The sequence below is a fragment of the Dyadobacter crusticola DSM 16708 genome, from assembly GCF_000701505.1.
Taxonomy (GTDB): Bacteria; Bacteroidota; Bacteroidia; order Cytophagales; family Spirosomataceae; genus Dyadobacter; species Dyadobacter crusticola.
Genome location: NZ_JNJB01000013.1, coordinates 26,995 through 52,041 on the forward strand (window position 1 = coordinate 26,995; position 25,047 = coordinate 52,041).

Annotated in this window: 21 protein-coding genes; 13 read left to right on the forward strand and 8 right to left on the reverse strand. The window is 48.6% G+C overall.

All coding sequences use genetic code 11. From position 1 onward, the window contains the following. Positions 1 to 352 precede the first annotated feature (352 nt). Positions 353 to 1,210 (forward strand): dTDP-4-dehydrorhamnose reductase, encoded by an 858-nt coding sequence (rfbD, locus tag Q369_RS0117345; protein ID WP_031529052.1) that lies wholly within the window; start codon positions 353 to 355, stop codon positions 1,208 to 1,210. Positions 1,211 to 1,213: 3 nt separating this feature from the next. Here the strand turns inward: rfbD and Q369_RS0117350 are convergent, their stop codons facing one another. The 4 genes from Q369_RS0117350 to Q369_RS0117360 form a co-directional block, all read right to left on the reverse strand. Then, complete coding sequence (locus tag Q369_RS0117350) at positions 1,214 to 2,728, reverse strand: capsule assembly Wzi family protein (protein ID WP_051664117.1); 1,515 nt, start codon at positions 2,726 to 2,728, stop codon at positions 1,214 to 1,216. 71 nt (positions 2,729 to 2,799) lie between these two features. Next, positions 2,800 to 3,441 carry an alpha-L-rhamnosidase-related protein gene (locus Q369_RS29690; RefSeq protein WP_262485490.1) on the reverse strand — a complete coding sequence of 214 codons (642 nt, stop codon included), beginning with the start codon at positions 3,439 to 3,441 and terminating at the stop codon, positions 2,800 to 2,802. Continuing rightward, a complete protein-coding gene (locus tag Q369_RS27810; protein ID WP_262485491.1) occupies positions 3,431 to 5,641 on the reverse strand; it encodes a family 78 glycoside hydrolase catalytic domain in 2,211 nt (736 codons plus the stop codon). The genes Q369_RS29690 and Q369_RS27810 overlap by 11 nt, the downstream gene beginning before the upstream one ends. A gap of 30 nt (positions 5,642 to 5,671) precedes the next feature. Beyond that, complete coding sequence (locus Q369_RS0117360) at positions 5,672 to 7,432, reverse strand: alpha-L-rhamnosidase-related protein (RefSeq protein ID WP_084165775.1); 1,761 nt, start codon at positions 7,430 to 7,432, stop codon at positions 5,672 to 5,674. A 188-nt stretch (positions 7,433 to 7,620) separates the two neighbouring features. Between Q369_RS0117360 and Q369_RS29275 the strand changes: the two genes are divergently transcribed. From Q369_RS29275 to Q369_RS0117415, 11 genes are all read left to right on the forward strand, one after another. After that, on the forward strand, positions 7,621 to 7,758 hold the full coding sequence (locus Q369_RS29275; RefSeq protein WP_169739259.1) for a hypothetical protein: 138 nt from the start codon (positions 7,621 to 7,623) through the stop codon (positions 7,756 to 7,758). Further along, the gene (locus Q369_RS0117370; protein WP_031529055.1) at positions 7,755 to 9,452 is read left to right on the forward strand and encodes a sodium:solute symporter family protein; all 1,698 of its coding nucleotides are present in this window, start codon (positions 7,755 to 7,757) and stop codon (positions 9,450 to 9,452) included. Before Q369_RS29275 ends, Q369_RS0117370 begins: the two co-directional genes overlap by 4 nt. A gap of 344 nt (positions 9,453 to 9,796) precedes the next feature. Continuing rightward, a complete protein-coding gene (locus Q369_RS0117375; RefSeq protein WP_031529056.1) occupies positions 9,797 to 11,161 on the forward strand; it encodes a TolC family protein in 1,365 nt (454 codons plus the stop codon). 42 nt (positions 11,162 to 11,203) lie between these two features. After that, a complete protein-coding gene (locus Q369_RS0117380) occupies positions 11,204 to 12,313 on the forward strand; it encodes an efflux RND transporter periplasmic adaptor subunit (protein WP_031529057.1) in 1,110 nt (369 codons plus the stop codon). 38 nt (positions 12,314 to 12,351) lie between these two features. Beyond that, the gene (locus Q369_RS0117385) at positions 12,352 to 15,528 is read left to right on the forward strand and encodes an efflux RND transporter permease subunit (RefSeq protein WP_031529058.1); all 3,177 of its coding nucleotides are present in this window, start codon (positions 12,352 to 12,354) and stop codon (positions 15,526 to 15,528) included. A gap of 94 nt (positions 15,529 to 15,622) precedes the next feature. Continuing rightward, positions 15,623 to 16,525: a bestrophin family protein gene (locus Q369_RS0117390; protein WP_031529059.1), complete on the forward strand. Its 903-nt coding sequence runs from the start codon at positions 15,623 to 15,625 to the stop codon at positions 16,523 to 16,525. Between the two features lie 142 nt (positions 16,526 to 16,667). Further along, the gene (locus tag Q369_RS28395) at positions 16,668 to 18,320 is read left to right on the forward strand and encodes a sensor histidine kinase (RefSeq protein ID WP_051664118.1); all 1,653 of its coding nucleotides are present in this window, start codon (positions 16,668 to 16,670) and stop codon (positions 18,318 to 18,320) included. Then, complete coding sequence (locus Q369_RS0117400; RefSeq protein WP_031529061.1) at positions 18,320 to 19,066, forward strand: LytR/AlgR family response regulator transcription factor; 747 nt, start codon at positions 18,320 to 18,322, stop codon at positions 19,064 to 19,066. Before Q369_RS28395 ends, Q369_RS0117400 begins: the two co-directional genes overlap by 1 nt. Positions 19,067 to 19,234: 168 nt before the next feature. Next, entirely contained in the window at positions 19,235 to 20,758 is a 1,524-nt protein-coding gene (locus tag Q369_RS0117405; RefSeq protein ID WP_031529062.1) for a sensor histidine kinase, read from the forward strand. Positions 20,759 to 20,866: 108 nt separating this feature from the next. Further along, on the forward strand, positions 20,867 to 21,304 hold the full coding sequence (locus tag Q369_RS0117410; RefSeq protein WP_031529063.1) for a rhodanese-like domain-containing protein: 438 nt from the start codon (positions 20,867 to 20,869) through the stop codon (positions 21,302 to 21,304). A 1-nt stretch (position 21,305) separates the two neighbouring features. After that, positions 21,306 to 21,830, forward strand: a complete 525-nt coding sequence (locus Q369_RS0117415) for a TlpA family protein disulfide reductase (protein WP_031529064.1) — start codon at positions 21,306 to 21,308, stop codon at positions 21,828 to 21,830. A gap of 14 nt (positions 21,831 to 21,844) precedes the next feature. Here the strand turns inward: Q369_RS0117415 and Q369_RS0117420 are convergent, their stop codons facing one another. Next, positions 21,845 to 22,153 (reverse strand): winged helix-turn-helix transcriptional regulator, encoded by a 309-nt coding sequence (locus Q369_RS0117420; RefSeq protein WP_031529065.1) that lies wholly within the window; start codon positions 22,151 to 22,153, stop codon positions 21,845 to 21,847. A 152-nt stretch (positions 22,154 to 22,305) separates the two neighbouring features. Here Q369_RS0117420 and Q369_RS0117425 point away from each other — a divergent pair, with 152 nt between their 5' ends. After that, positions 22,306 to 23,223: a ClpXP adapter SpxH family protein gene (locus Q369_RS0117425; protein WP_031529066.1), complete on the forward strand. Its 918-nt coding sequence runs from the start codon at positions 22,306 to 22,308 to the stop codon at positions 23,221 to 23,223. A gap of 48 nt (positions 23,224 to 23,271) precedes the next feature. Here Q369_RS0117425 and Q369_RS0117430 read toward each other — a convergent pair whose 3' ends face one another. From Q369_RS0117430 to Q369_RS0117440, 3 genes are read right to left on the reverse strand one after another with little or no spacing between them, the layout of a single operon-like run. Continuing rightward, complete coding sequence (locus tag Q369_RS0117430; protein ID WP_031529067.1) at positions 23,272 to 23,727, reverse strand: ferritin-like domain-containing protein; 456 nt, start codon at positions 23,725 to 23,727, stop codon at positions 23,272 to 23,274. A gap of 53 nt (positions 23,728 to 23,780) precedes the next feature. Then, complete coding sequence (locus Q369_RS0117435; protein WP_031529068.1) at positions 23,781 to 24,179, reverse strand: Dabb family protein; 399 nt, start codon at positions 24,177 to 24,179, stop codon at positions 23,781 to 23,783. A gap of 34 nt (positions 24,180 to 24,213) precedes the next feature. Further along, on the reverse strand, positions 24,214 to 25,026 hold the full coding sequence (locus Q369_RS0117440; RefSeq protein ID WP_229206879.1) for a 3-keto-disaccharide hydrolase: 813 nt from the start codon (positions 25,024 to 25,026) through the stop codon (positions 24,214 to 24,216). Positions 25,027 to 25,047 lie beyond the last annotated feature (21 nt).

Here is a 25,047-nt window from a genome sequence, read left to right on the forward strand (position 1 = left end):
GTTGAATTAAAATAGAGTTAGCAAAAGATAAAAGTCGGACAAGTAAATTGCTGCTTTTCAGCGCAATTACCACACCTTCATAAAAAAACTTATGATTCTCGCCTAACTATTCCTTACTAACAAAGGTAAGATAATCGATTTGCAATCTAAACTGAAGTAGAAAAAAACCAATATCAACAATTTAAAAACGGTACTATTCAAGCTACTCTAGAACTGGATAATTGCTAAAAATCCGCGAAATTATTTAATATTCTACCGATATGTATAGATGAGCAGGGATATTATCCTTGTGCTTTCATGATATCTGGAAATGACTTTTATCTTTGCTACATAATCCATCGTTTTCAAAAACATGAAAATCCTAGTCCTCGGCGCGTCTGGCCAGCTTGGTAGCTGCCTGAAAAAAGTCTCTGCAGAAAGAAGTATTAACGACATCTCATTTCCGTCAGAAGAGGCTGGGAACATATTAAGTGAAGATTTGCTCGACAAGCTCTTCTTAGAGGAAAAGCCTGAATACGTAATTAACTGTGCTGCATATACCGCAGTAGATAAAGCTGAGGACGATCAGGAAACCTGCAGGAAAGTAAATCGGGACGGAGCTGCCAACATCGCGGCTGCATGCAAAAAGTCTGGGGCAACGCTCGTGCACATCAGCACTGACTTTGTATTCAAAGGGAATGTAACAGGCCTGCTAAGTGAAACCGACCCGGCAGAACCCGAAAACATCTACGGGCTGACCAAGCTGGAAGGCGAAGCGGCCATCGCTGAAATCCTGCCTGAGCATGTTACGATCCGTACAAGCTGGCTGTATTCAGAGTACGGAAACAACTTCGTGAAAACAATGTTGCGCCTCGGGAAAGAACGTGACCAACTCGGCGTAATAGTTGATCAGGTAGGTTCTCCGACTTACGCGATTGACCTCGCCGGAGCAATACTAGATATTATTGACTCGGGCAAAAGCAGCTACGGGATCTTTCATTACAGCAACGAAGGTGTAACCTCATGGTACGACTTCGCGAAAGCTGTTTTTGATATCAGCCAAACAGAGGTAAAACTCAATCCTGTTAAAACCTCTGAATATGTAACGAGAGCTGTGCGCCCTGCCTACTCCGTAATGGACAAATCAAAAATCAAGGCTACCTTCGATATCAAGATACCTTACTGGCGAGATAGTCTGGCGGTTTGCATTGACAGGCTCACCGCTGAATAAGAATTAGAAAACCAGATCTTTCCGGATAGAAAGCATTGCGCCGAAGGCATTGTCAAATAGTTTGCCTTGGTCTAATGAGATTGCAGCATTGATAGTTGAGCCGCCAAATAGTCTTGTCGGCTTAGCTATTCCAACAACTCCTGAAAACTGGTAGGTTTTACTTGGAAGAGGTGCATCATATGTGCCCTGGTTGCTGGAAAGTGACAATTTTGTTGTCCATACAGCATCATTGATTCCCCCTTTCATACCAATGTGCGTCACCCACACCCGATTATTATTAGTAAAAAAATCAGCATACCTGGGCCAGTTATTTTCAGTCTGTGGTGTAATGAATGGCGTGCCCATTCCGCGGCCGAAGTAAGACCAGCCGTCCCTTACCTGCGCATTGTTGAAGTAATCATCTTTTCCGCGGATCTGGTTGCCGTCGACTGCCTCGCTGCCACCCTGACTCTTGGTATACAGCAGTTCCAGCGTTAGTTTCTGCAATGAGAATACCCTCGGCTCCGTGTTCTTCATTGTGAAAGTAACTCCGTTCAAACCATCCTTCACATTGTTGAGATAAAACAGCGAGCCGTCTTCTACCAGGCTTTGTCGGTAAAACATAATATTAACAGACTTGAAATTCAATTCCAGACCGGCGTCGATACTTGCCACGTGGTTTCCTATTCTGTTGGTTCTGTCGAAGTCGGAAATCCCATCTACCTTCCCCAGCGGTTTTGCTCCCGAAATAACATACCAGTATTTATCGAAACCATTCGGCATCTGTCCATCAACAGTAAAATAAGGGCTCTTCCCGCCCCATTGTACTGCGTGGTTAAAGCCGCCGTGGAGTTGCAGCAGGCCATTTGGCTTTCCGATTCTTATATACAATGCTTTGTTGTGCAATTTCAGCTCGCTGGTAACTGGTCTGCTGTTTTCCAGCCAGCCGTCGGAGTAGAAGCCTTTAAAGTAGAAGAAATTTTTAATCAGGGGTACGTAGTTTTCAAACCCGATCTGGACTTTTGGGATTGGTAATGCATTACCCGACCACATATAAGCGCCCGTTCCAAGCTCGTGATCGTTGAAGCCGACATACTGCTTGCGCCGGCCAACAGTCAGCTGGAAGTTTCCCAGCGCAATCCCTGCGTAAGCTTGCGGGATCAGCAGCTTACTGTACTTACTTACGTTACCCACGAGTTCGACCCCGTACGGCAGCGTCCATTTCAGCTTTTTGCTTTCGTCTTTCGTCAAAACGCTTCTGCCTTCCACTCCCACCCTCGGACTAAAAACCTGCCCTGTGGTCGGCACGATTCCCCATTGATTGGCATGCAGCCAAAACGGAGTACGCGACGCAGTGGACCCGTATGCAGCTACCTCTACCCACGCTTTGCCTTGTGATTTTGTAGCGATCGTGTCCTCTGGCGCAACTGGCTCAGGGACTGAATGGGAAGAAGCAACAGAAACACTGCTGCTGAAAAGAGCGACGAATGCGAGAATGTAGAAATTTGATTTCAAAGAGCCTGTTTTTTGTAAATCCATTAACAATAGCAAATTAGACGTTGAGTTCTTAGTTTCTAACTGCAAAAGTTAACAAATAAATCGAAAGTTCATCAATGCGCGGCGATAAACTCGTAGGTTCCCGAACCCGCCTCCACCACGGTGTACCCGTCTTCTTTTCCCAAAATCTTTACCTGTTTTAATTGTCGAATTTCCCTCCCATTTAATGAAATCTGCTTTTCGCCAAACTGCGGAATGTAAATCCGGGCTGTCGTATTAACAGGTACTGCTACCTTCATGGTCAAGCCGTTCTGTGTTTTTGCCCATTGAGAACTGATCAGTCCATTCATTGTACGCAGACTGGCCGCAAGGCGACCGATACTCTCCCGCTCCATTCCGTCAGGTGCAATCTCCGGCCTGATATCGAATTCTGCAAAGCCGGGCTTCGTAGCTTTAATGCCCGCCGCATTGCCGAACATCCATTCACAAACCGCACCGAATGCATAGTGACTAAACGAGTTCATCGCCGCATTGTACTTGAAGCCGTCCTCCTTCGTAAAGCTGTCCCAACGCTCCCAGATGGTGGTAGAACCGTTTTCGACTTCAAATCCCCACGATGGAAACTCTTTGCTCAGAAAAAGCTTGTAAGCCAGGTCAGAGTGACCGGTAGCTGATAGTGCGGGAAGCAGCGGCTTTGCTCCCAGAAACCCGGTTGCCAGCTTTCCACCATTTTCACGGAGCAGCTCAGCCAGCATATCCCCCTGATTTTTTCATTGCAGCAGGATCGATGATGTTCATATAAATCGCATTCGCGTACGCAGTCTGGGTGTGACCGGTAAACCCAAGCGCACCATCTACATAACCCGCCCCGTCCCCGTAAGCTTTCTCATCACATTTGAAGCGACCCTCCGCGTCAGTGTAATGCGCCCGAACTGCCTTTCTGACTTTTGCCGCAGTTTCTGCGAAACGTTGCTTGTCTCTCATATTGCCGGTTGCCTCGGCCATTTCTGACATTAAGTCTGCGCAATGAGCGTAGTAAAAGGAAGCCAGCAGATCTGGCGGTGTTTTCTTGCCGAAAGAAAGCCAGTCACCAAAACCACCTTTGGGGTCAATGTCCGCAAATGCATTCTCCTTGAAGACGTACTCTCCTTTACTTCTTTTTTCCAAAAAATCCATAAAAGCCGTCATATAAGGCCAGCCCTGGCTGATCATGCGCGTATCTCCGTATGCGCGGTAAATTTGGTAGGGACAAATAATGCCCGCTTCCATCCACCCTGGTGAGAATGTATCGGTTTTGCGCAGGTCCGGCGCGGGCGCGTAAAGTGGATAGGCGCCGCTTTCCCGCTGACCATCGTTGAGGTCCACAACCCATTTGGTGAAAAAAGAAGCTACATCGCGGTTGAAAGTGGCTGATTTTACGTAAACCTGCGCGTCGCCTGTCCAGCCGATCCGCTCGTCGCGCTGGGGGCAGTCCGTGGGAATGTCGATGTAATTGGCCCGCTGTGTCCAGTCAATATTGCTGTAAAGCTGATTAACCATCGCGTTATCTGTTTCAAATGTGCCCACCTTCGGGGTATCTGATCCGATTACCAGGCCGACTAAGGTTTCACTATCTGGCTTTTGACGAAGCCCATTGATCTGAACAAACTGAAATCCATGGAAAGTAAACTTCGGCTCCCAGACTTCTCCATTCGGATCGCCTCTTAGAATGTAGGTGTCAGTAGCACGCGCCATTCGCAAATTCTCCGTCATCAGCCGCCCGTCAGGGTGCAGCTTTTCACCAAAACGCAGCTGTATCGTGTCTCCGGCCCGCCCTTTAACTTTCAGCCTGACAATACCCGCAAAATTCTGGCCTATATCCATGATGTAAGAACCGTCCGGCCTGCGAGTTGTTGTTTTTACTGCCAATGTTTGGGTAACCCGCACCGGCGGACCGGGATATACCTGCAATTTCCTGTCGGGCTTATCTGGAAATACCTGCGCCGTCTTCCATTGCTGGTCATCAAAGCCGGCAGTGTTCCAACCCTTTTCTTCCAGGCGCGCATCGTAGGTTTCTCCATTCAAAAGATCCGATTCCAAAAGAGCGCCCTGGCTGGCTTTCCAGCTTTGGTCCGTCACAAGCGTCTCGCTTGTCCCATCCTGATAGCTGATTTCCAGCTGCGCCTTCAAGAGCGGCACTTTTCCGTAAAATGCGCGGACAACCGGGTTTTGTACCAATAATGAATAACCGAGATAACCTGCACACCAACCGTAAGACAGCTGCGCGGCAAGCGCATTGGCACCGCTTTTCAAATTACCTGTTACATCGTAAGTCTGGTAGTAAACCCTTTGGTCATAATCCGTCCAGCCCGGAGTCAGAAATGCATCTCCTATTTTTTTCCCGTTGATTGAAAATTCATAAAGGCCGAGAGCCGTCACGTAAAGCGTTGCCTTTCTGACGGCCGGTTTGATGTGCACCTTTTTTCGCAGGTAAGGCGCTGGCGGAAGATGGTATACCTTTCCTTTGCCCAAATGATCCAGGTCCAGCCCGATCCATTCGCCCTTCCATTCCGATTTGTCAAGCAGTCCCATTTCCCAGCGCGCAACTTTGCTCCACGGACCAGCTACCCCATTCTTGTCCCAGCTGCGTACTTTCCAGTAGCAACGCTGACCGGATTGCAATTGCTTTCCCGCGTATTCAATCTGATAAGTAGCGCGGGAAGGAATTTTTTCTGAATTCCAAAGATCGGCTTTGCTCTCCGTAAGCTCCTTTTCAGAGCTCGCGACAATAATCTGATAAGCCGTTTGGATTTGGTTAGACTGATCTGACGAAAGCTCCCAGCTGAGCCGCGGCGCCGGTACATCGGTAACCGGATTTTCCTTGTATTCACAGCGGAGATAAGAGGCAGTAAGTCCGGCTGCTTTCATTTCGGTTGCCATCATCAGAATTGCCAATGCCAGTACGTATTTTTTCATAATAATATAAAAGGAAGAACCTACCTATGGTTAGCGGAGTACCTTAACACCTTTTGGCGCATCAATTGAAGATTTAATGCTGCCATTTGCCTGCTTTTCGTGACGGATCTTTACGACGCCCATTGGTGTGGGATAAGTACCTTCCACCCAGGCAAGATCTCCCAAATTAGGTTTAATGCGGATCGTCTTGCAGCCAGGCTCAACGATACTCACACCTAACACATGTTCCGAAAGCCAGGAAGTTGGTCCGGATGCCCAGCCGTGACAAAGGCTGTGGCGCAGGTTTTTGTAACAATATGCGCCGAAATCGCCGTGGATATCGTCTTTCCCCTCGGGCACCAGCTCGTCGATGGGAGATGCATTCTTTGTCCAGGCCAGGTCAAAATCCTCCCAGAAAGTGGTTGCGCCCATATCCAGCATTCCGCCCCAGTAGCTGCGTATACAGTCCAGCGCGCCCGCGTAATCTCCTGCCTTGGCTTTCGCCTGAAGCATATAATACCCGTAAAATGTCGAAAAGCGCTCGCAGCCGCCTTGTGCGATCACCTCTGCATTGGCCTTCTGCGGATCTACAAGTCCTGCCATTGACAAAAGGGCAGCGGCCTGTTTGGAGCCATTTATTTCCGGTACATACAATTTCAGCTGAGCAGCCGTAGTCTTGCATTTGGAGGCTTGCGCTGGCTCATCCAGGATCGTGCAAAGTTCCGCGCCTGCTTCGAGCGTCATAACCATCATCGCGTGCAAGCCTGCATGGATTCCCTGCTGGTTTTCGCTGGAAGGCCAGTCCAGGAAACGTGTTCCGTCCAGATTTTCTTTGTTGTCTTTTGTTTTTTGAATCAACAAATCCAGCAAACCTACCAGGTATTTTTGCTGCTTGCGCAAATATTCAAGATCACCCTGATTTTTATACAAATCCCTGTGTATCAAAACCCACCACATCGAGTAAGCGCTGATCCCATTCATCCAGCCAGGCAGCGGGGTAATGTCGCGCGCCTGATCGAGCGACTTGGCTACCACTTCATTTTTACCAAAAACAGTATTGATCGTCATTACTTCCGGGTGCATATCCCCTACCCACACCAGCCTGTCACGTTTGATCCCGTCCCACAGATATTCCTGCATATTCAAATGCACGGTGTACGCTCCCACATTCCAGATCTGGTTGAGCCGGTCGTCACTGGACCTGAATGAGCCGAGATAAGGTATATCGCGGAATTCGAACACAGCGCGGACTTCTTTGAGCTGCAGTTCCCTGTTTGGGTCCACCAGGTCAATGCGCGCGAACCGGAAGCCGGAGTTACCTACCTGCATACTGCCCAGCCAGGGTACTTCCACCACAAAGTCGCGCATGGCATGATCGTTGGTAGCGCCTGAGACCGTATCAATATCCGACATCGCCTCGCTCACCGATTCCCCAAAACGGATACGGACCCGGATAGGCTTCTGGTTAGCAGGCTGATCGGTAATCAGCTGAATGCCACCTTGTATTTCTTTCCCGAAATCAAACAGGATACCCGGCTTTTGCTGCTCCGTGCTGATCAGCCTGCAATAATTCTGGTGCACCAGATCCGCCTGACCCGAACCTTTAACCAGCAGTTTCTGAGCATCTATCACGCTCGTGCCCGTTTTGTCAGAACTCCACACAATGCGTTGAGGTGTGAGGTAATGTCTGACGCGGGAATCCTGCTGACTTTGATAGGACTGGTCAAAAATCGGGGGCAGGTTCTGCGACGCTGCTGTTTGCGCAAAAAACAGTAGCGCTGATCCCAGCAATGGAAAGTACTTTTTGAACATAAATGCTTAGGATAGATTGTAATATTGCAGGAAAATAAATGATTATAGTTTTACAAACTAGCCTGTTGTGTCCTGCTGCGCCTGCCTGCATGCAACCACTATACGCTAAAAGCCGTGAAAAACCGTTACAATTTTGTCGGTGCTGCATTTACCTCTAATTTTGAAGCACAGCCTAAACCACCAAGGCCATGAATGTGAAGGAAAACAACCCGCGCGACGGACTTCCCCCGTTTGTCAATAGCTGGCGACAGCTCTATATCCTGATGATCGGCACACTGGCTGTGTTGATCCTGCTCTTCTATCTTTTTATGAGACACTTTCAATGAACTACCTTGACTGGATTGTACTTTCCCTTACATTAATATTTGTTGTTTGTTACGGAATATACCGCAGCCGCCAGAAACAGACGGTCGATTCCTTTCTGCTGGCAGGACAGTCAATGCCGTGGTACCACGTGACTTTGTCACTCATGGCCACGCAGGCCAGTGCAATCACATTTCTTTCTGCGCCCGGACAGGCTTATACCGACGGAATGCGCTTCGTCCAGTTCTATTTCGGCTTACCGCTCGCGATGGTGGTGCTTTGCATTACATTCGTCCCCAAGTTTGGTAAGCTCAAAGTCTTTACCGCCTACGAATTCCTGGAAGGCCGGTTTGACCTTCGAACCCGCGGATTAACTGCCTTTCTGTTTTTGCTGCAACGCGGACTTTCCACCGGACTTTCCATTTACGCACCCTCACTGATCCTTTCGGCGATCCTGGGTTGGGATATTACGTGGACTAACATTATCTGTGGCGGGATTGTAATGCTTTACACCGTCGCCGGCGGGTCCCAGGCCGTTTCTCACACGCATTTGCAGCAAATGGGCATTATTACCATTGGTATGGTAGTAGCTGGCGTAATGGTTGTCAAATTCCTCCCGGATGATGTTTCCTTTTCGGATGCGGTGCATGTAGCAGGCAAAATGGGGAAGGTTAACCTGATCGATTTCAGCTTTGACCTGAACAACCGCTATAATGTGTGGTCCGGATTGATCGGCGGCTTTTTCCTGCAACTCTCCTACTTCGGTACCGATCAATCGCAGGTCGGCAGGTTTCTGACCGGCAGCTCGCAGGGACAAAGTAAGCTCGGGTTGGCTATGAACGGACTTTTGAAAATACCGATGCAATTCCTGATCCTGCTGGTGGGTATACTGGTCTTTGCATTCTATCAGTTCAACACGCCGCCGCTGTTCTTTAACCAGACGGTAGTGGATAAGGTGAAAACAAGTCAGTATGCCGCACAATATCAGGAGCTGGAAAGAAAGCACGAGGAGGTTCAGGATCAAAAACGTCCTTACGTAATGCAGCTGACCAAGGCGTTGCGAGAAGACGATGAAACTGCCATTCGTGCAAACGGGGATATGCTCTCTGCATTGGATAAAAAGGTCAATGATCTGAGAGCAGACGCGAAAACACTGCTTTCCAAGGCTGACGGGAATGATATTAATGACGTGAATTACATTTTCCTGCGGTTTGTAATCGATTACCTGCCTGTGGGAATGGTCGGACTTCTGATCGCGGTAATCCTGCTGGCCTCGATGGGCTCGGTAGCAGCAGCTTATAATTCACTCGCTTCTTGTACCGTGGTTGACATTTACAAAAGAATGATCCGGAAAGACAGCGACGACCGCGACTATGTGAAAGCTTCACGCTGGGCTACATTCTTCTGGGGTATCTTCTGCATTTTCGTCGCACAGTATGCTTCCCGCCTGGGCAGTATGATCGAGGCAGTTAATATTCTCGGGTCTTTGTTTTACGGCGTTATACTGGGAATATTTCTGGTTGCATTCTATTTCAAAAAGATTGGAAGCCGGGCTGTATTCTGGGGAAGTGTACTGGGAGAGATCTTTGTCGTAATCAGTTATATGACCGAGCTGACTGCCTTTTTGTGGCTAAACCTCATCGGCTGCGTGCTGGTGATCACTTTCGCCTGGATCATCGAGTCGATCTGGCCTGAACCCAACCGCCAGCCTGCCTGACAAACCCATTGTTGCACTGATCAGCACAATTCCATTTTTTTATAAAATTCTTTAAAGAAAATGCCGCTTACAGCGGCTTTTTCCGCTATAGCCTTGAAACTATTCTTGTGCTTTAATCCTTAATAAATGCAATTGAGCTGTGTGGAAGCTTTTTCCTGCGTCTTATATGTAACCGTTTGTTACAAAATTTTACCTTAATGTTTATCAGTATGTTGCCGCACTTCTCCTTCCTGTTAAGGTCTGATCTGCTGTTTGTACCCGCAGACAGCTGACGCTGTTCAGCCAGTGTTAGTACAATCCCCGTTGCAGATCACATTATCTCTTTATTCAAAAAAATTTACTAAATGAAGTATTTGTCAAAGCCACAAAAACTATTGCGTTTGGCAGTTGGCTCGGCAGTCCTGTTTTTGAACTCTTTCCACATACTCCTTGGCCAGGCGATTACCCGGCCCGCCGATCAGGCGCCGGAATTGGAACAGGCTACATTGCAGGATGTTGTTGCTTACGCAATCAAGAACCAGCCGGTCATTCAGCAGTCGCTGATCGATGAACGCATTACCGAAAACCAGATCAGAAGCCGCCTTGCAGACTGGTATCCGCAGATCAACTTTAATTACAATTTGCAGCACAATTTCATTGTGCAAACCAGCATTATCGCGGGAAACCCTGTTAAGCTGGGTGTGAGTAACATTTCCTCTGCGCAGTTTACCCTATCTCAGCAGATCTTCAACCGGGATGTCTTACTGGCCAATCAAACCAAGCGTGATGTGCAGCTCGCCGCTTCTCAAAATACAGCCAACAACAAAACGGACCTGGCGGTCAGTGTCTCTAAGGCATTTTACGACGTAATCGCCACTTCCCAGCAGGTTGATGTTGCAGAAGAAGACATTGTGCGGCTTGAAAGAAGCTTGCGTGATGCGGAAAATCAGTACAAGTCAGGCATTGCAGACAAGATTGACTATAAAAGAGCGACAATCTCGCTTAATAACACACGCGCCAATAAGAAAGGCAATGAGGAAATTCTGAAAGCGAAGATCGAATATCTCAAATCGCTGATGGGCTATCCCCTCAACAAAGCATTGAATATCACCTATGATACCTTGCAAATGGAACGTGAGATCATGCTGGATACCTTGCAAAATGTAGATTTTACGACCAGGATCGAGTATCAGATCCTTTCCACCCAGCGCAAGCTGCAGGAAGCCAATATTCAGTATAATAAATGGAGCTATCTGCCGAATATCGCGCTGAATGGAGCTTATAACCTGAACTTCCAAAATAACCAGTTTACGGATTTGTATGCCAAAAACTACCCTAACTCATTTGGATTGCTGACACTGTCACTTCCCATTTTTCAGGGCGGCAGAAGAAAAGCAAACCTGAGACAGTCTGAATGGCAGCTGCGAAGGCTGGACTGGGAAGTAAAAGGACTTCAAAACAATGTTAATGCCGAATACGCCGCAGCGCTGGCCAACTACAAAGGCAATTTGACAGACCTTCTGGCCCAGAAAGAAAATGTGGACCTGGCGCGCGAGGTATACGATGTGATACAGCTTCAATATAAATCAGGTATCAAAACCTACCTCGAAGTGGTTACATCGGAAACGGATTTGAGATTAGCCAGAATCAATTATTACAATGCGCTGTATCAGGTACTTGCCAGCAAAATCGATGTGCAGAGAGCCCTCGGCCAGATCAATTACCTCTAAGCGGTTGACCCAATCACAGATATCAATAGAAATTACCCAGTTATGCTCAAAAGTACCATGAAATATTATCCCGTTGCAGCCCTCCTGTTGATCGTAGTGGCTTGCGGAAAGAAAGACCAGCAGCAACAGCAGCCTGCTCAGCCACCGGCAGTCGCAGTGAAAATGGAGCAGGTGACCACCAGCGAGGCTTCCTACTATGATGAATATCCCGGTACTGTTGTACCATTGAACGAGATCGAGCTGCGCCCGCAGGTGACAGGCTTTGTTACAGGTATTCATTTCAAAGACGGCGCAAGGGTTAGGAAAGGCCAGCTGCTCTACTCGATCGATGCACAGCTTTATAATGCCAACTATGAGCAGGCAGTAGCTAACCTGAACGTACAGGAAGCCAATCTGGCACGCGCTCAGAAAGACGCAGACCGTTACCATGAGCTGGAAAAGAATGACGCTGTTGCTAAACAGCTCGTTGACAATGCAGATGCAGCTCTTGAAGTCGCAAGAAGGCAGGCAGAAGCTGCCAAGGCCAATATCAAGGCGGTTCAAACGAGCGTGCGGTACACCCAGGTGCAGGCGCCGTTCGATGGCGTAATCGGCATTTCAGCGGTTAAAGTTGGCGCTGCGGTATCCGCCGGTCAGACTGTTTTGAATACAGTTTCAACTGACAACCAGCTCGCCGTTGATTTCAATGTCGACCAGAAAGAGATCTACCGCTTTTCGACACTGATGAAAAACGCCAAGGCGAACGACTCTACTTTCACATTAAAATTTGGTGCTGACATATACCCGGTACCTGGCAAGCTGGCGCTACTCGACAGAGCAGTGGACCCGCAGACGGGGACCATCAAAGCCAGATTGGTATTTCCCAATCAGAATAACAGCCTGCGCCCCGGAATGAGCGGAACGGTACGCGTGCTCAACAATGCAGCTGCCAAATCGGTGGTGATCCCGTACAAAGCGGTAACCGAGCAGCTGGGCGAATTCTTCGTGTACGTGGCAGGCGACAGCAGCAAGGTAAGCCAGCGTAGGGTGACCCTGGGAACCGCAATCGGACCGAATGTGATCGTGAAGGAAGGTCTTAAAGAAGGAGAAAAAATCGCCGTTGAAGGCGTGCAAAACCTAAGAGAAGGGGCGGTTATCAAAGAAGGTAATTAATCCGGTCCTCTTGTCGCATTTAATATAATCCAGTAAAAATGATTGCAGATATTTTTATAAAAAGACCCGTCACCGCCATTGTCACCTCCGTGGTGCTGGTTTTGGTGGGCCTGATCGCCCTGACTATCCTGCCAGTGGCCCAGTACCCCGACGTAACCCCGCCCACGGTAACGGTGAGCGGTAACTTTACGGGAGCGGATGCCCAGACGGTCGAGCAGACTACCACTACGCCCATTGAAACCCAGATCAATGGTACGCCGGGTATGACTTACATGTCAAGTAACTCCACCAGCAGCGGACAAAGCAGCATCAACGTCGTTTTCGACGTGGGAACGGACGTAAACATTGCGGCTTTGGACGTTCAAAACCGCGTAAGTGTGGCTGAGCCAACATTGCCTGACGCGGTAAAACGCCTCGGACTTACCGTGCGGAAGCGCCAGCCGAGTATCATGATTGTTCTTGCGTTGTACTCGCCTAATGGAACCCACGACGCGCAGTTCATTGGTAACTACGCCAACATTTACCTGAAAGACGCATTACAGCGTGTAAAAGGTGTTGGTGATATCGTGTCAAGAGCAGATGATTTTGGTATGCGTATCTGGCTCGATCCCGATAAGCTCGCTAACCTCCGCATGACACCCGCCGACGTTTCAGCTGCATTGGCTGAGCAAAACTTGCAGGTGGCTGCCGGTACCATCGGTGGAAACCCGCAACCAGGCACACAGACCTTTGAGTACAGTGTTTTGACAAACAGCCGGTTGAATACCAAAGAGCAGTTTGACAACATCATCGTCCGCGCCTCTCCCGAAGACGGAAGCGTGGTTTACCTGCGCGATGTGGCACGGGTAGAGCTGGGTAAGTTTGATTATGCGTCCAATGCATTCGTACAAGGTAAGCCGGCCGCTTTCGTGCTGATCTATCAGGCGCCGGGTGCAAACGCATTGGCTACCTACGATGGTGTGATGAAGGCTTTGCAGGAAATGAAGAAAACATTCCCGAAAGACATTGACTATGTAATTCCAAACGAGACTGCAACTGTGGTGCGGGTATCTATTGAAGAGGTGCTCAAAACTTTTGCAGAAGCGATGGTACTTGTAGTGATCGTAGTGTTTTTGTTTTTGCAAAACTGGCGCGCGACTCTAATCCCGATTCTTGCGATCCCTGTTTCGCTGATTGGCACGCTGATATTCTTCATTCCATTCGGTTTTACGATCAACACTTTGACGTTGTTTGCATTCGTACTGGCGATTGGTATCGTGGTAGATGATGCGATTGTGGTCGTCGAGGCGGTGCAGCATTATATTGATGAAAAGAAAATGTCGCCGAGAGAAGCTACTGTTCAGGCGATGAAAGATATCTCCGGCCCCGTTATCGCGATTGCATTGATCCTTGCTGCTGTGTTTGTACCGGTAAGTTTTGTGCCAGGTATCGTAGGAAGACTTTATCAGCAGTTTGCGATCACAATTGCGGTTTCTGTACTCCTTTCTGCATTCGTCGCATTGTCGCTGACCCCGGCTTTGTGCTCGATCATGCTGAAACCATCCAAAGGAGAAAACGATAAGAAAAACGCATTGGAAAAATTCTTTGATCGTTTCAACAGGTGGTTTGATAAAGTCTCACGCGGCTATACCCGCGGCGTGTCCAAATGGATCAAAGCGACGCCCCTGGTGCTGGTGATGATGGTTTGTCTTTTCGTAGGTCTTTTCTTTTTGTTCAAAAACAAACCTTCCGGATTTATTCCTGTGGAAGATGAAGGGCGGCTTTTTGTAACTTATGAAATGCAGGAGGCTACGTCGACAACGCGTAACATCGCGATGCTCAAAGAAATCATGAAGCGGATCGGTACCATTCCCGAAGTACGCGTTGCAGGTGGTCTGGCTGGTCTTAACGTAGTGAGTTTCTCAAACAAGTCCAACGTCGGAACCCTGTTCCTGAGCTTGCAGCCCTGGGCCGACCGTAAAGGAGCCGAGCACCACGTGCAGGCTGTGATCAAGCAGATCCAGCAAAAAACGGCTGACATCAAGGAAGCAAGGGTACTGGCTATTGCCCCACCCGCGATCCCTGGTCTCGGTGCGACTTCCGGTTTTACATTCCAGTTGCAACAGTCGACAAGTACCGACAATATCCAGCAATTTGAAGGTGTAATGCGTAACTTCTTGGGAGAGGTCAACAAGCGTCCTGAAATTGCAATGGCGTATACCTTCTTCAATGCGAGAACGCCAAGTTACCAGATCGATGTAGACCGTGAAAAGACCAAGAAGCTAGGGGTAAGGGTATCAGACGTATTCAGCTCGCTCTCTACATTACTGGGTAGCAGCTATGTGAACGATTTTAACCTTTACGGCCGTAACTTCCGCGTGATGGTGCAGGCCGACAGTAGCTACCGGTCTTCTCTCGACAAAATCCAGAAATTTTATGTCCGTAACCAGGCAGGGAACATGATTCCTTTAAGCGCGCTGGTTACCTCCAAAGTAGTAGAAAACCCTGCTTTGATTTCGCACTATAACATTTACCGTTCGGTGGAGATCAATGGTACGCCGAAGCCGGGATACAGCTCCGGGCAGGCTATTCAGGCCCTGCGCGAGGTAGCACAGAAGCTGCCGGCCGGTTACAGCTACGAATTCTCGGGTATGAGTAGCGAGGAGATCAAGGCTGGTGACAGTACAACCACGATCTTCGCTATCTCAATCATATTCGTATTCCTCTTCCTGGCTGCATTGTACGAAAGCTGGTCGATTCCATTCTCTGTACTTTTTGCAGTACCAATTGGTGCATTCGGATCCATTTTGACGCTGACTTTCCTGCCGAATCTGTCCAATAACATCTATGCACAGATCGGTTTGATCACATTGATCGGTCTGGCAGCCAAAAACGCGATCCTGATCGTCGAATTCGCGAAAGAGCGCGTCGACCACGGTATGGAGCTGGTAGCAGCTACGCTCGAAGCGGTACAGCTGCGTTTGAGGCCGATTATCATGACGTCGCTGGCATTTATCCTCGGGGTACTTCCGCTTGCATTTGCGAGTGGTGCCGCGGCCGAGTCACGTAAGACGATCGGATGGACTGTATTTGGTGGTATGCTTGCCGCCACTTCGCTGGCGATATTCGTTGTACCGGTACTGTTTGTTGCCATCGAAAAGCTGGCAATGGGCAAAAAAGGTCACCACAAGAAAGACGATGGCAGTACGCCGGCCACCGAGCAGGCAATTGTCTGATCAACCGGCATAATATTTTAAAACGGAGCTTTGGGGGTCACCCCGGAGCTCCGTTTTTTTGTTACCTTTTCAAAAAAGATCTTTCAAGCAGTTTATGTACGTAAAACAAGTATTTTCGATCTGGCGGCTGCTGAGAGGTATCTGGGCCGGAGTTCTCGCTGTTACCCTCTACGCAACCCTCGTCTTCTATCTTTACAGTACTCAAAACTGGCATTTTCTATCTTTTCCAATCTCCATTATCACCATTCTGGGCACAGCACTTTCGCTGCTGCTGGGATTCCGTACCAACTCGGCTTACGACCGCTGGTGGGAAGCACGAAAGATTTGGGGCGCAATCGTGAACGACAGCCGTACGCTGATACGCCAGTCAAGCGCATTCATCAGTACAGAGCGAAATGAAAAAGACGAGGTTGTTTCCAATCTGGCCCATTTGCAGATTGCCTGGTGCTACGCTTTGGCCAATTCATTGAGAAAAAACCAGGTGCTCGTCTACGCCGACCTGCATTTGAGCGCAAGCGAGCACGACTATGTGGCTTCTCAGGATAATATCCCCAATGCGATCCTGAACCTGATCCAGTTTAAAATGGCAGAGCTGCACGAGCAGGGTAAAATTCCGACTTTGCTATACCAGAACATCGACGATACGATCCAGAGGTTGTGTAACTCCATGGGAATGTGCGAGCGCATTAAGAACACAGTTTTCCCAACTCAGTACAGCTTTTTTGTCTTGCTGGTTATATTTATTTTCACATTGATCCTGCCCATGGGACTTGTAGAAAGCATCGGAAGGATCGCCATACCGATCACCTTTGTGATCTCTTTTCTTTTCTTCTACGTGGAATGGATCGCCTATATCCTGCAAAACCCATTCGAAAACAGCCCCAACGATATCCCGATGACCTCGCTATCCCGAACAATCGAAATCAACCTGCTGCAACTGATCGGAGCAGACAAAATCCCCGAGAAGATCCTGCCGAAGAATGGGATAGTGATGTAATGATTCAGGAGAAATGAGCCCCTGCCCTGATTAGATTCGGAAGTTACCTGCATTTTACACATCGACAGGCGTTATCCGCACAATCCCATCTTTTCCAGCCGCCATGCTGCTTGATCTTTGCCATGAACCAAACTTTTGAAGTATGAAATCATGGAGATCATTCTGGCTTATTGCATTGCTCATTCATGTTGCATGTCCTGTAAGCAGTCAAACGTTGTTGCTTGACAAAGGCGCGCACCGGTTTTTGATTAATGAAAAAAGCACACAGCCGCGCCTGGACCTGATCATTCGGAGCTTTACTGAAAAGGAAAAACGGGAAGTCGCCGGGTACGCAGTTATAGACACGGTTACCAAGCCGACTTTCATCTCTTCCCGGCCAGGAATTTTCTACGTTAAAGCAGGCAGAACGGCCGAGCTGCTAATCCCGGTGATCCGCAATGGGGAGAAGCTGCCGGCAGGATACCAGCTATTGGTGGATGGACAAATACCCGGGTTTGATCGACGCAACAATGCAGTTGCGGCCTATTTACTTGGCCAAGAAAGATGTATTGCCGCACCTTCTTTACCATTTGGGCCGGACAGCACCACAATCTCACTTCTAGACTCCGCCGGAAAATTACTCAGTGAGCTTAGAATAGCATTGCATTATCCCAAACCTGAACTGTTTTATGTAAATATTAATACGAACCTGAATGCCAACCTGGCCGACACCACAGAACTACGCAGGTTTATGCACTTCTTCAACAGGGCTCCCAACACGTACTCCAAGCCCAATGCTGTTCCCGACAGCCTGTCTATTGCCGAGAATACAATCTTTTTTGGGTTTAAGAAAGCTTATTACGACGGGGAGATTAAGCCGACGCGCATTCGCTATACAATAGGCCCTGAAAACCGTCACTGGATGGGGACATTCAGAGAACTTACTCCATTTATTGAGCTGAAACAATCTAATGAAAACTGGACCTGGCTGATTGACGGTAATTACGAGCTGCAATTTTCATACAGCGCAGAACAGAAGAACTTCGGTAGCTACCCTTTCTCAGTAGACCATCACTGGCTGAACAGCCTGGCTTATAATGGACAACTACTGATGTTCATTCCAATAGCTATATTAGCCCGGCCCTGGCTTGCACTCCTGCTTATCAGCGGCATCATCTACCTCTGGTTCCGAAGTAAATTAAAGAAAAGCCGACAGCTCGCAGCCAAAACAAACCTGGAACTGCAAGCCATTCAATCGCAGCTCAACCCGCATTTCATTTTCAATGCACTGGGCTCACTTCAGGGCTTGATTAACAAAAATGAGATTGACCACGCAAATACCTACCTCTCGGGTTTCAGTAAGCTGATGAGAAATACGCTTACGCAATCTGAAAAGGAAATGGTGCCTCTCTCAGTCGAAATCAGCAATATTGAAAATTATATCAAACTGGAACAGCTTCGGTTCGGCTTCACTTACCAGCTCCTGATCGAACCGCAAGTAAGTAACCTGCAAACCGAAGTGCCGCCGCTATTGATCCAGCCGATCGTAGAGAATGCCATCAAACACGGCATTTCGGCACTGGGCGCAGAGGGACAGCTGACCGTTTCGTTCATGAAAAACGGGACAGCACTGATCATTGAAATAAAAGACAATGGAAGCGGGTTCGATACGTCCGACAAAACCAGCGGCAAAGGCCTTGCTCTGACGCGGGAAAGAATCAAGCTTTTAAACAAGCAGCGCCGCTTGATCAAGATGCAGATCGGGTCGGATGGAAATGGGACACGGGCTACAATAACGTTTAAACACTGGCTTTGATGCGGGCAGTAATTATCGATGATGAAGTTCATAATGTAGACAATCTGGTTGCGCTGCTCGCAAGGCACTGCCCGCAGGTTACTGTTGCCGGTCACGCAGGGAATGCTGACGAAGGGGCAGAACTCATTTTATCCGTCAACCCGGACATTGTTTTTCTCGACATTCAAATGCCGGGAAAGAATGGGTTTGAAATGCTAAAACTACTGCCCAACCACAATTTCGAACTGATCTTTGTGACTGGCTATGACCAATACGGCATTCAGGCGATCCGCTTCTCGGCTTTGGATTATATCCTGAAGCCCATTGACCCGCAAGAACTTCAAACAGCTGTACAGCGCGCGCGAGAAAAGATTGAACAGAAAATGCAAAACACGCAGGTACGCAATTTAATGGACCTGCTTGTAGACTCCCGCCAAAGGTCAGAACACCGGATCGGGCTTTCATCTGCGAAAGAAACCAGGTTTGTCAAGGTTTCTCAGATCATCCGCTGCCAGGCTGAAAACAATTACACGATATTTTTTCTGGTTGGAGGCGAGCAGATGCTTGTGTCGCGACCAATGTTTGAATACGATGAAATGCTTGCCGACTATGGATTTCTGCGGCCGCACAATTCGCATCTGGTCAACCAGACTTACATCAGGAGCTTAATCAAGGAAGACAGCGGGTACCTGATGATGGAAGACGGAGCCAAAATCCCTGTCTCACGCTTGAAAAAAGATATCGTCAGAAAAGCGCTTTCCGGATAATATTCAGTTTTGCAGGTCTATCGTGCAAAGTTGAAGCATGCGTCGTGATAATCCAGGATTGCACCTTCTTAATTGGCACGGCTATTGTATTCAAACAGCGCCAGTCTATTCAAGTCTGGAGCACTCGAGTAACGCGCTGACGAGTGGCAGGCTATTCATTTCTTTATCATGAACCAACCGATTGAACAGGATCCGGAAGGACCATTTGGTCTGCTGGATATTCAGGATTACCATACTCTGCTGACTTCCTTTGCGCAGGCCGTTTGGGAAACAGATCCCGAGGGTACTATTGTTTGCGACTCGCCCAGTTGGCGTACCTACACCGGTCAAACCCGCCTGGAACTCTTGACAAAAGGTTGGCTGGCTGCTGTTCACCCGCTCTACAAGGATGCCGCCACCCGCGCCTGGGAGCAAGCTTTAAATGATGGAATTGCTATCAATGCAGAATTTCGGCTGCAAAATCCGCAGGGAGGCTGGCGGTGGACAAATTTACGGGCTACACAGGTACTGAATGCAGACGGCTCTGTCAAAAAATGGCTCGGGCTGAATATTGACATCACCGAAAAAAAGCAGGCCGAAGATTCGCTCAGCCATTCAGAAGAGCGGACCAGGCTGGCTGTCGACGCTGCCGATATGGCTACGTGGGAATGGGACCTTGTCACTGATCAGGTCTATTGGAATGAGCAGCAATTTACGCTGATGGGAGTACCGCCGCAAAACGAGCCTATGCTCGCTGAAGTATTTCTCGACCGTCTGCATCCTGACGACGCCGAATTCGTTAAAATGCAGCTCGATAAGATGGTCCGCGAGCGCAGCCTTTACAATGCAGAGTTTAGGATCATCCGCGATAATGGCGTGGTACGCTGGATGAGCGGACACGGCAGGGTTACTGCGGAAAGGGATGGCGAACCCGTGCAGGCCTGCGGCGTGATGTTCGATATTACTGACCGGAAACAAGCAGAGGAATCGCTCAGGAGAACCGACCGGCGGAAGGATGAGTTTTTGGCCATGCTATCGCACGAGCTGCGCAACCCGATGGCCGTGATCCGATCGGGAATTCAGGTGCTCAACCTGGTAGGAAGCGATCAGGAAATAGTCCGCTCCACAGTGACGATGATGAATCGCCAGACTGAACACCTGGTCAGGCTGCTGGACGATTTACTAAATTTGAGCCGCATTACGAATGGCAAAATTGAGTTGCGAAAAGAGCAGGTTGACTTGGTCGAGCTGGTGCGTCTGGCAGCGGACCAAGCAGGTCAGTTCTACCGCGACCAGAACCGACTTCTTGAAATAAACCTGCCTCCCTACCCTATTTACCTCGGCGGGGACTCTACACGTTTAACCCAGGTGGTTACCAACCTTCTCACAAACGGGGCCCGCTATACCGACGAGAACGGCCTGGTATGCTTGTCTTTAAAAAAGGAAGGCGACGTAGCTGTTCTGCAAGTCAGGGATAACGGGATTGGACTGGAATACAATTATTTGTCGGCAATTTTTGAGCTGTTTGTTCAGGCCGACAATTCACCTGCCCGCGCCAGAGGAGGGCTGGGTATCGGGCTAACACTTGTTAAGCGACTCGTAGAAATGCACGGCGGTCGCGTTGAGGTTTGGAGCGAAGGACTTGGGAGCGGCAGTACCTTTACGGTCTATCTGCCAACACTTGCCGAAAATCAGAATGGACAAGCGCTCTGACCAAACATTTTCACGTCAAAAAGCTGATGCAGATGTTCTTTTTCTTCTCCGTAACGTTGTTAGATAATACATCACAATGACGTATTTTTACCAAAACCATATTTCACTATGAGAAAATTCAGCATTATCGCCAGTCTGATACTGGGCATATTTACGCTAGGTGCGGCGCAGGCGCAGGTTACCAAAGAACCCTGGACAACAGCTGAGCTCAAATCAACGGAAGAGCTGGCCAAGCAGATTAACGATCCGTCGGCAGAAAAGCCTGTGATCATCAATGTCGGACCGCAGCCAGTTATCAAAGGCTCGCTCGATGCGGGGGCTGCACACGAGCACGGCAATATCGACCAGCTGAAATCTCTACTGGCCAAACAGGACAAAAATCAGGAAGTTGTGCTTTACTGCGGCTGCTGCCCGTTTGAAAAATGCCCGAATATCCGTCCCGCATTTACCGCAGCCAAAGAACAGAATTTCAAGAAAGCGCGCCTGCTCGATATTCCTAAAAACATCAAAACCGACTGGATAGACAAGGGGTATCCTGTGAACTGATATGGTAAATAAATGGAGCAGATCCCTGCTGATGCCGTTTTTGCTGCTGGCATTTTCGCTAGATGCAAATGCCCAAAGTACCATTGTGCAAGCCGGCACTCAGGCACCGGAAATTGCGCTGCCCGCGCCGGGCGGAGATACGGTCAGACTATCCTCAATGCGAGGAAAAGTGGTTCTGATCGATTTTTGGGCAAGCTGGTGTGCACCCTGCGTGCAGGAGCAGCCGGAGTTGAAAAAGCTCCACACGACGTTTTCAACTTCGGAGCAGTTTGAAATTCTGGGCGTGTCCCTGGACAGTAAAAAACCTGCCTGGGAAAAGGCAATTGCGCATTTGGCAATCACCTGGCCGCAGGTAAGTGACCTCAAATTCTGGATGTCACCCGTTGCGGGCACTTATGGAATTGAAGCACTTCCATTTAATGTACTTGTTGACAAAACGGGAAAAGTCGCAGCTGTGAACCTGCATGGTAAAGAACTGGAAGACGCCATTGCTTCGCAGGTCAAGCTGCCGGCAAAGCAGCCCTAACAGATCAATGCGGCCTATTCAGCCAGATTTTCAAGTTGTTTGAAGATTGGGATAACCGACTTTCCTTTTTCCGAAAGTGTATATTCAATATGGAGCGGTTTGGGGTTAATTACCGTTTTGCGGATTAAATCCTGCTCTTCCATTTCTTTCAGCGCACTCGCGATCGCCTGCCTGCTGGAACCTTCCAGCTCGCGCAGCAATGCATTAAAACGCACCGGCCGCTTCAATGCAAGCCGGAATATTTGCGGCTTCCATTTGCCAGACAGCTGTTTAAGCAAGCTTTCGGCCGGGCATTGGCTCTGGGTCTCACTGCCATTTTCCATATAATTCACATTTTCTATTAACTCTGCATCCTGTACAATGGAGCAACAGGACAGGTTAAGGAAAAGTTACAGATTACAGGCAGTCAACTTTTTTTGACTAATTGACCCGCATTCAAAGCTTGCCGAGATTTGTACCAAACCAAATATTGAGAATGGAATCAACACCTAATAACCCACTCTTGTGTGATATAGAAACGGGAGTTTGCGAAGTCCCCGGCTTGTCCACTGATACAACTGCCGGAACCGAAAGCCCTGCTTCTGCTCCCGTCAAAATCATCTACTTCACCGATCCCATTTGTTCCTCCTGCTGGGGAATTGAACCGCAGTTGCGCAAGCTCAAACTGGAATATGGGCAATATATAGAGGTAGCATATCGCATGGGCGGACTGCTGCCGGATTGGAGCTACAACAGCGGCGGGATCAGCAAGCCTTCCGACGTGGCATCGCACTGGGACGAAGTAAGTCTCCATTACGACATGCCGATTGACGGCGATGTCTGGCTGGAAGATCCGCTGCATTCCTCCTATCCCCCTTCCATTGCATTCAAGGCCGCACAAATGCAGGACTCAGGAAAAGCAATTTATTTTCTCCGGGAATTAAGGGAAATGGTATTCCTCAAAAAACGGAATATCACCAAATGGGAAAACATGGCCGCAGCTGCTACCAAAGTTGGGCTGGACGCCGCACAGCTGGAAAGCGATTTCAATGGAAAAGCAAACGAATTGTTTAAACAAGACCTCGCCCTGGCTGCGCAGCTGGGCGTGAGAGGTTTTCCAACCCTGTTCTTTGTGAATGCGCAGGGTAATCAGCAGAAGGTTTACGGGACAAAACCTTATTCAGTTTACGAAGCAGCTTTGCTGGACCAATCTCCGGCAGCGTTGAAGAAAGAGATTGACACGAAGTGGGAAAGCCTTTTTAGCAAGTACAGTTCTCTTACCGCCCGCGAGTTCGCCGAACTTTCAAATAAACCCCGGGTTGAAGCAGAAGAAAAGCTGCGAACCCTGGCCGGCGAAGGTCACCTGACTGAACTGGCGACCAGGAATGGCTCCTTGTGGACAGTCGCAGGGTGACAAAAAAAGCTGCCTTTGAGGGGCAGCTTTTCTAAAGTATTGCTCGGATTACGCTTTGGCAATATCTCTCAATGCTTTGATTTTGTCATGAGCAGAATTGATCTCCTGCGCCTGGCTTCTTACAACCTCGACCGCGCTTGCTGGCAGATCTGAGCTTGACAATGCATCCTGATAAGCTTTCTTAATCGCGTCTTCGCCACGCTCGGCTTCCGACAAAATGCTGGCACGATCGCTACCGCCAAACAAGGATTTTACATCAATCCATGCGCGGTGCAAAGTACCACTTACGCTGTTACCTGTTTCAACTTCGTCGGCAGCGCCCACTATCGCAGCGAGCTCCTGACCGTTCTTACGGCTTTGCTGTGCATAACTTTGAAACAATTCTTTCAAGTCTACATTTTCGTCTTGAATGTCCGCTATTACTTTTTCGAATCCTGCTACGCGGTCGTTATTAATTTCAATCAGATCATTAATTACGCCGGTGGCGTTTCCAACAGTTGCCATAATGTGTTTTTGTTTGTTTCCGATGACTATACGAATATCATGCCAGCCGGGAACTACCTCTTTGGTCCAACTGAGTCGTAAATGACTACTTTTTCCCACAAATGCGCATAATTGTTTCTGAAATCATCGTGGATCGGGTGCTTCTGGTAAGCTTCTTCATCGGCCGGGCTATCGAATAAGCACAACCATGAATAAGCGTAGCTCCGCTCGATCACGTCGCGGTTTGTAGCTGCGGGCGTGCCGATATGCACCATTTTGATCGTCGGGCATTTGGCCAGCTTGTTCAATCCTTCCAGCAGCTTCTCCTTATCGCCTGCATTGCCAGGATTTTTCAGATAAAACAGAACATGGTGTACAAACACATCTTTGGGGGCCAAACCCGCGGGACTACCCAATATCAGTCCGGCCGAAAGGCTGCTTTTAACAAAATTCCTTCTTGATTGCTGCTTCATTTCTACTTACATTAAATGTGATACGTTTTGATTCTTAGAATAATCCCGCGTATTCCTTGGGCATTGCGCTCAGCTCTTTGATGAGAATATCGCGATAAAAAATTTCCGCTGCTTCGCTTTGAAGCTGGATTTTACCACTGATCATCGGAACTTGCTTACCCTCAGGCGTGATGTAACGCGAATTATTGAGCACCATTACCACGTGTCCGTTGACAATGTGCAGACTCTTCCCTTCGTAACAGATCAGTTCCAGGTTGGTCCATTCTCCGGCCGGACTTTCGTGATTTACCGAGCGCATACAATAATAATCCGATCCACTCTTGAATGTCCCAAAAGGCTGCTTGTGGTCAGCGACCCGGTTCATTACTCCTTCGGACTGGAAGGAACGGATATCAATGGCAGAATTGGCCTGGCACCAGAAATCGCCCATATGTCCTTCCATGATCTGGAATTCCTGTGAAAGCATCCAGGTACGCCAGTATTCTGCCCCGGCTTCACCGGTAGAATGATACAGAATGCCCGAGTCGCGCAGCTTGTCCAGCCGGGGTTCATACTTCTTTTCGCCCCATTTAACCGCGAGTTTAAGGTGATAATTCTTGTATGATTTACGTGTAAAAACGCAGCCGTAAGTCTCGCCGCTCACTCGCAACACAGGTCTGCCTTGCTGTTCCATCACTGAAAATACGCCGCCTTTGTCTTTGTTATAACCAATGGGCGCTATCGGATTACCAGCCTGATCTGTTGGTATTTTTCCATTGTAGCCTGGTTTATGATTATAGCTCAGGTAGTTTTCCCATTGGGTAAGGTCTTTATCCAGAAGCGGTGTCCATTCAGCTGGCTTTTGCATTGAAAAAAGCGTTAAAACCAT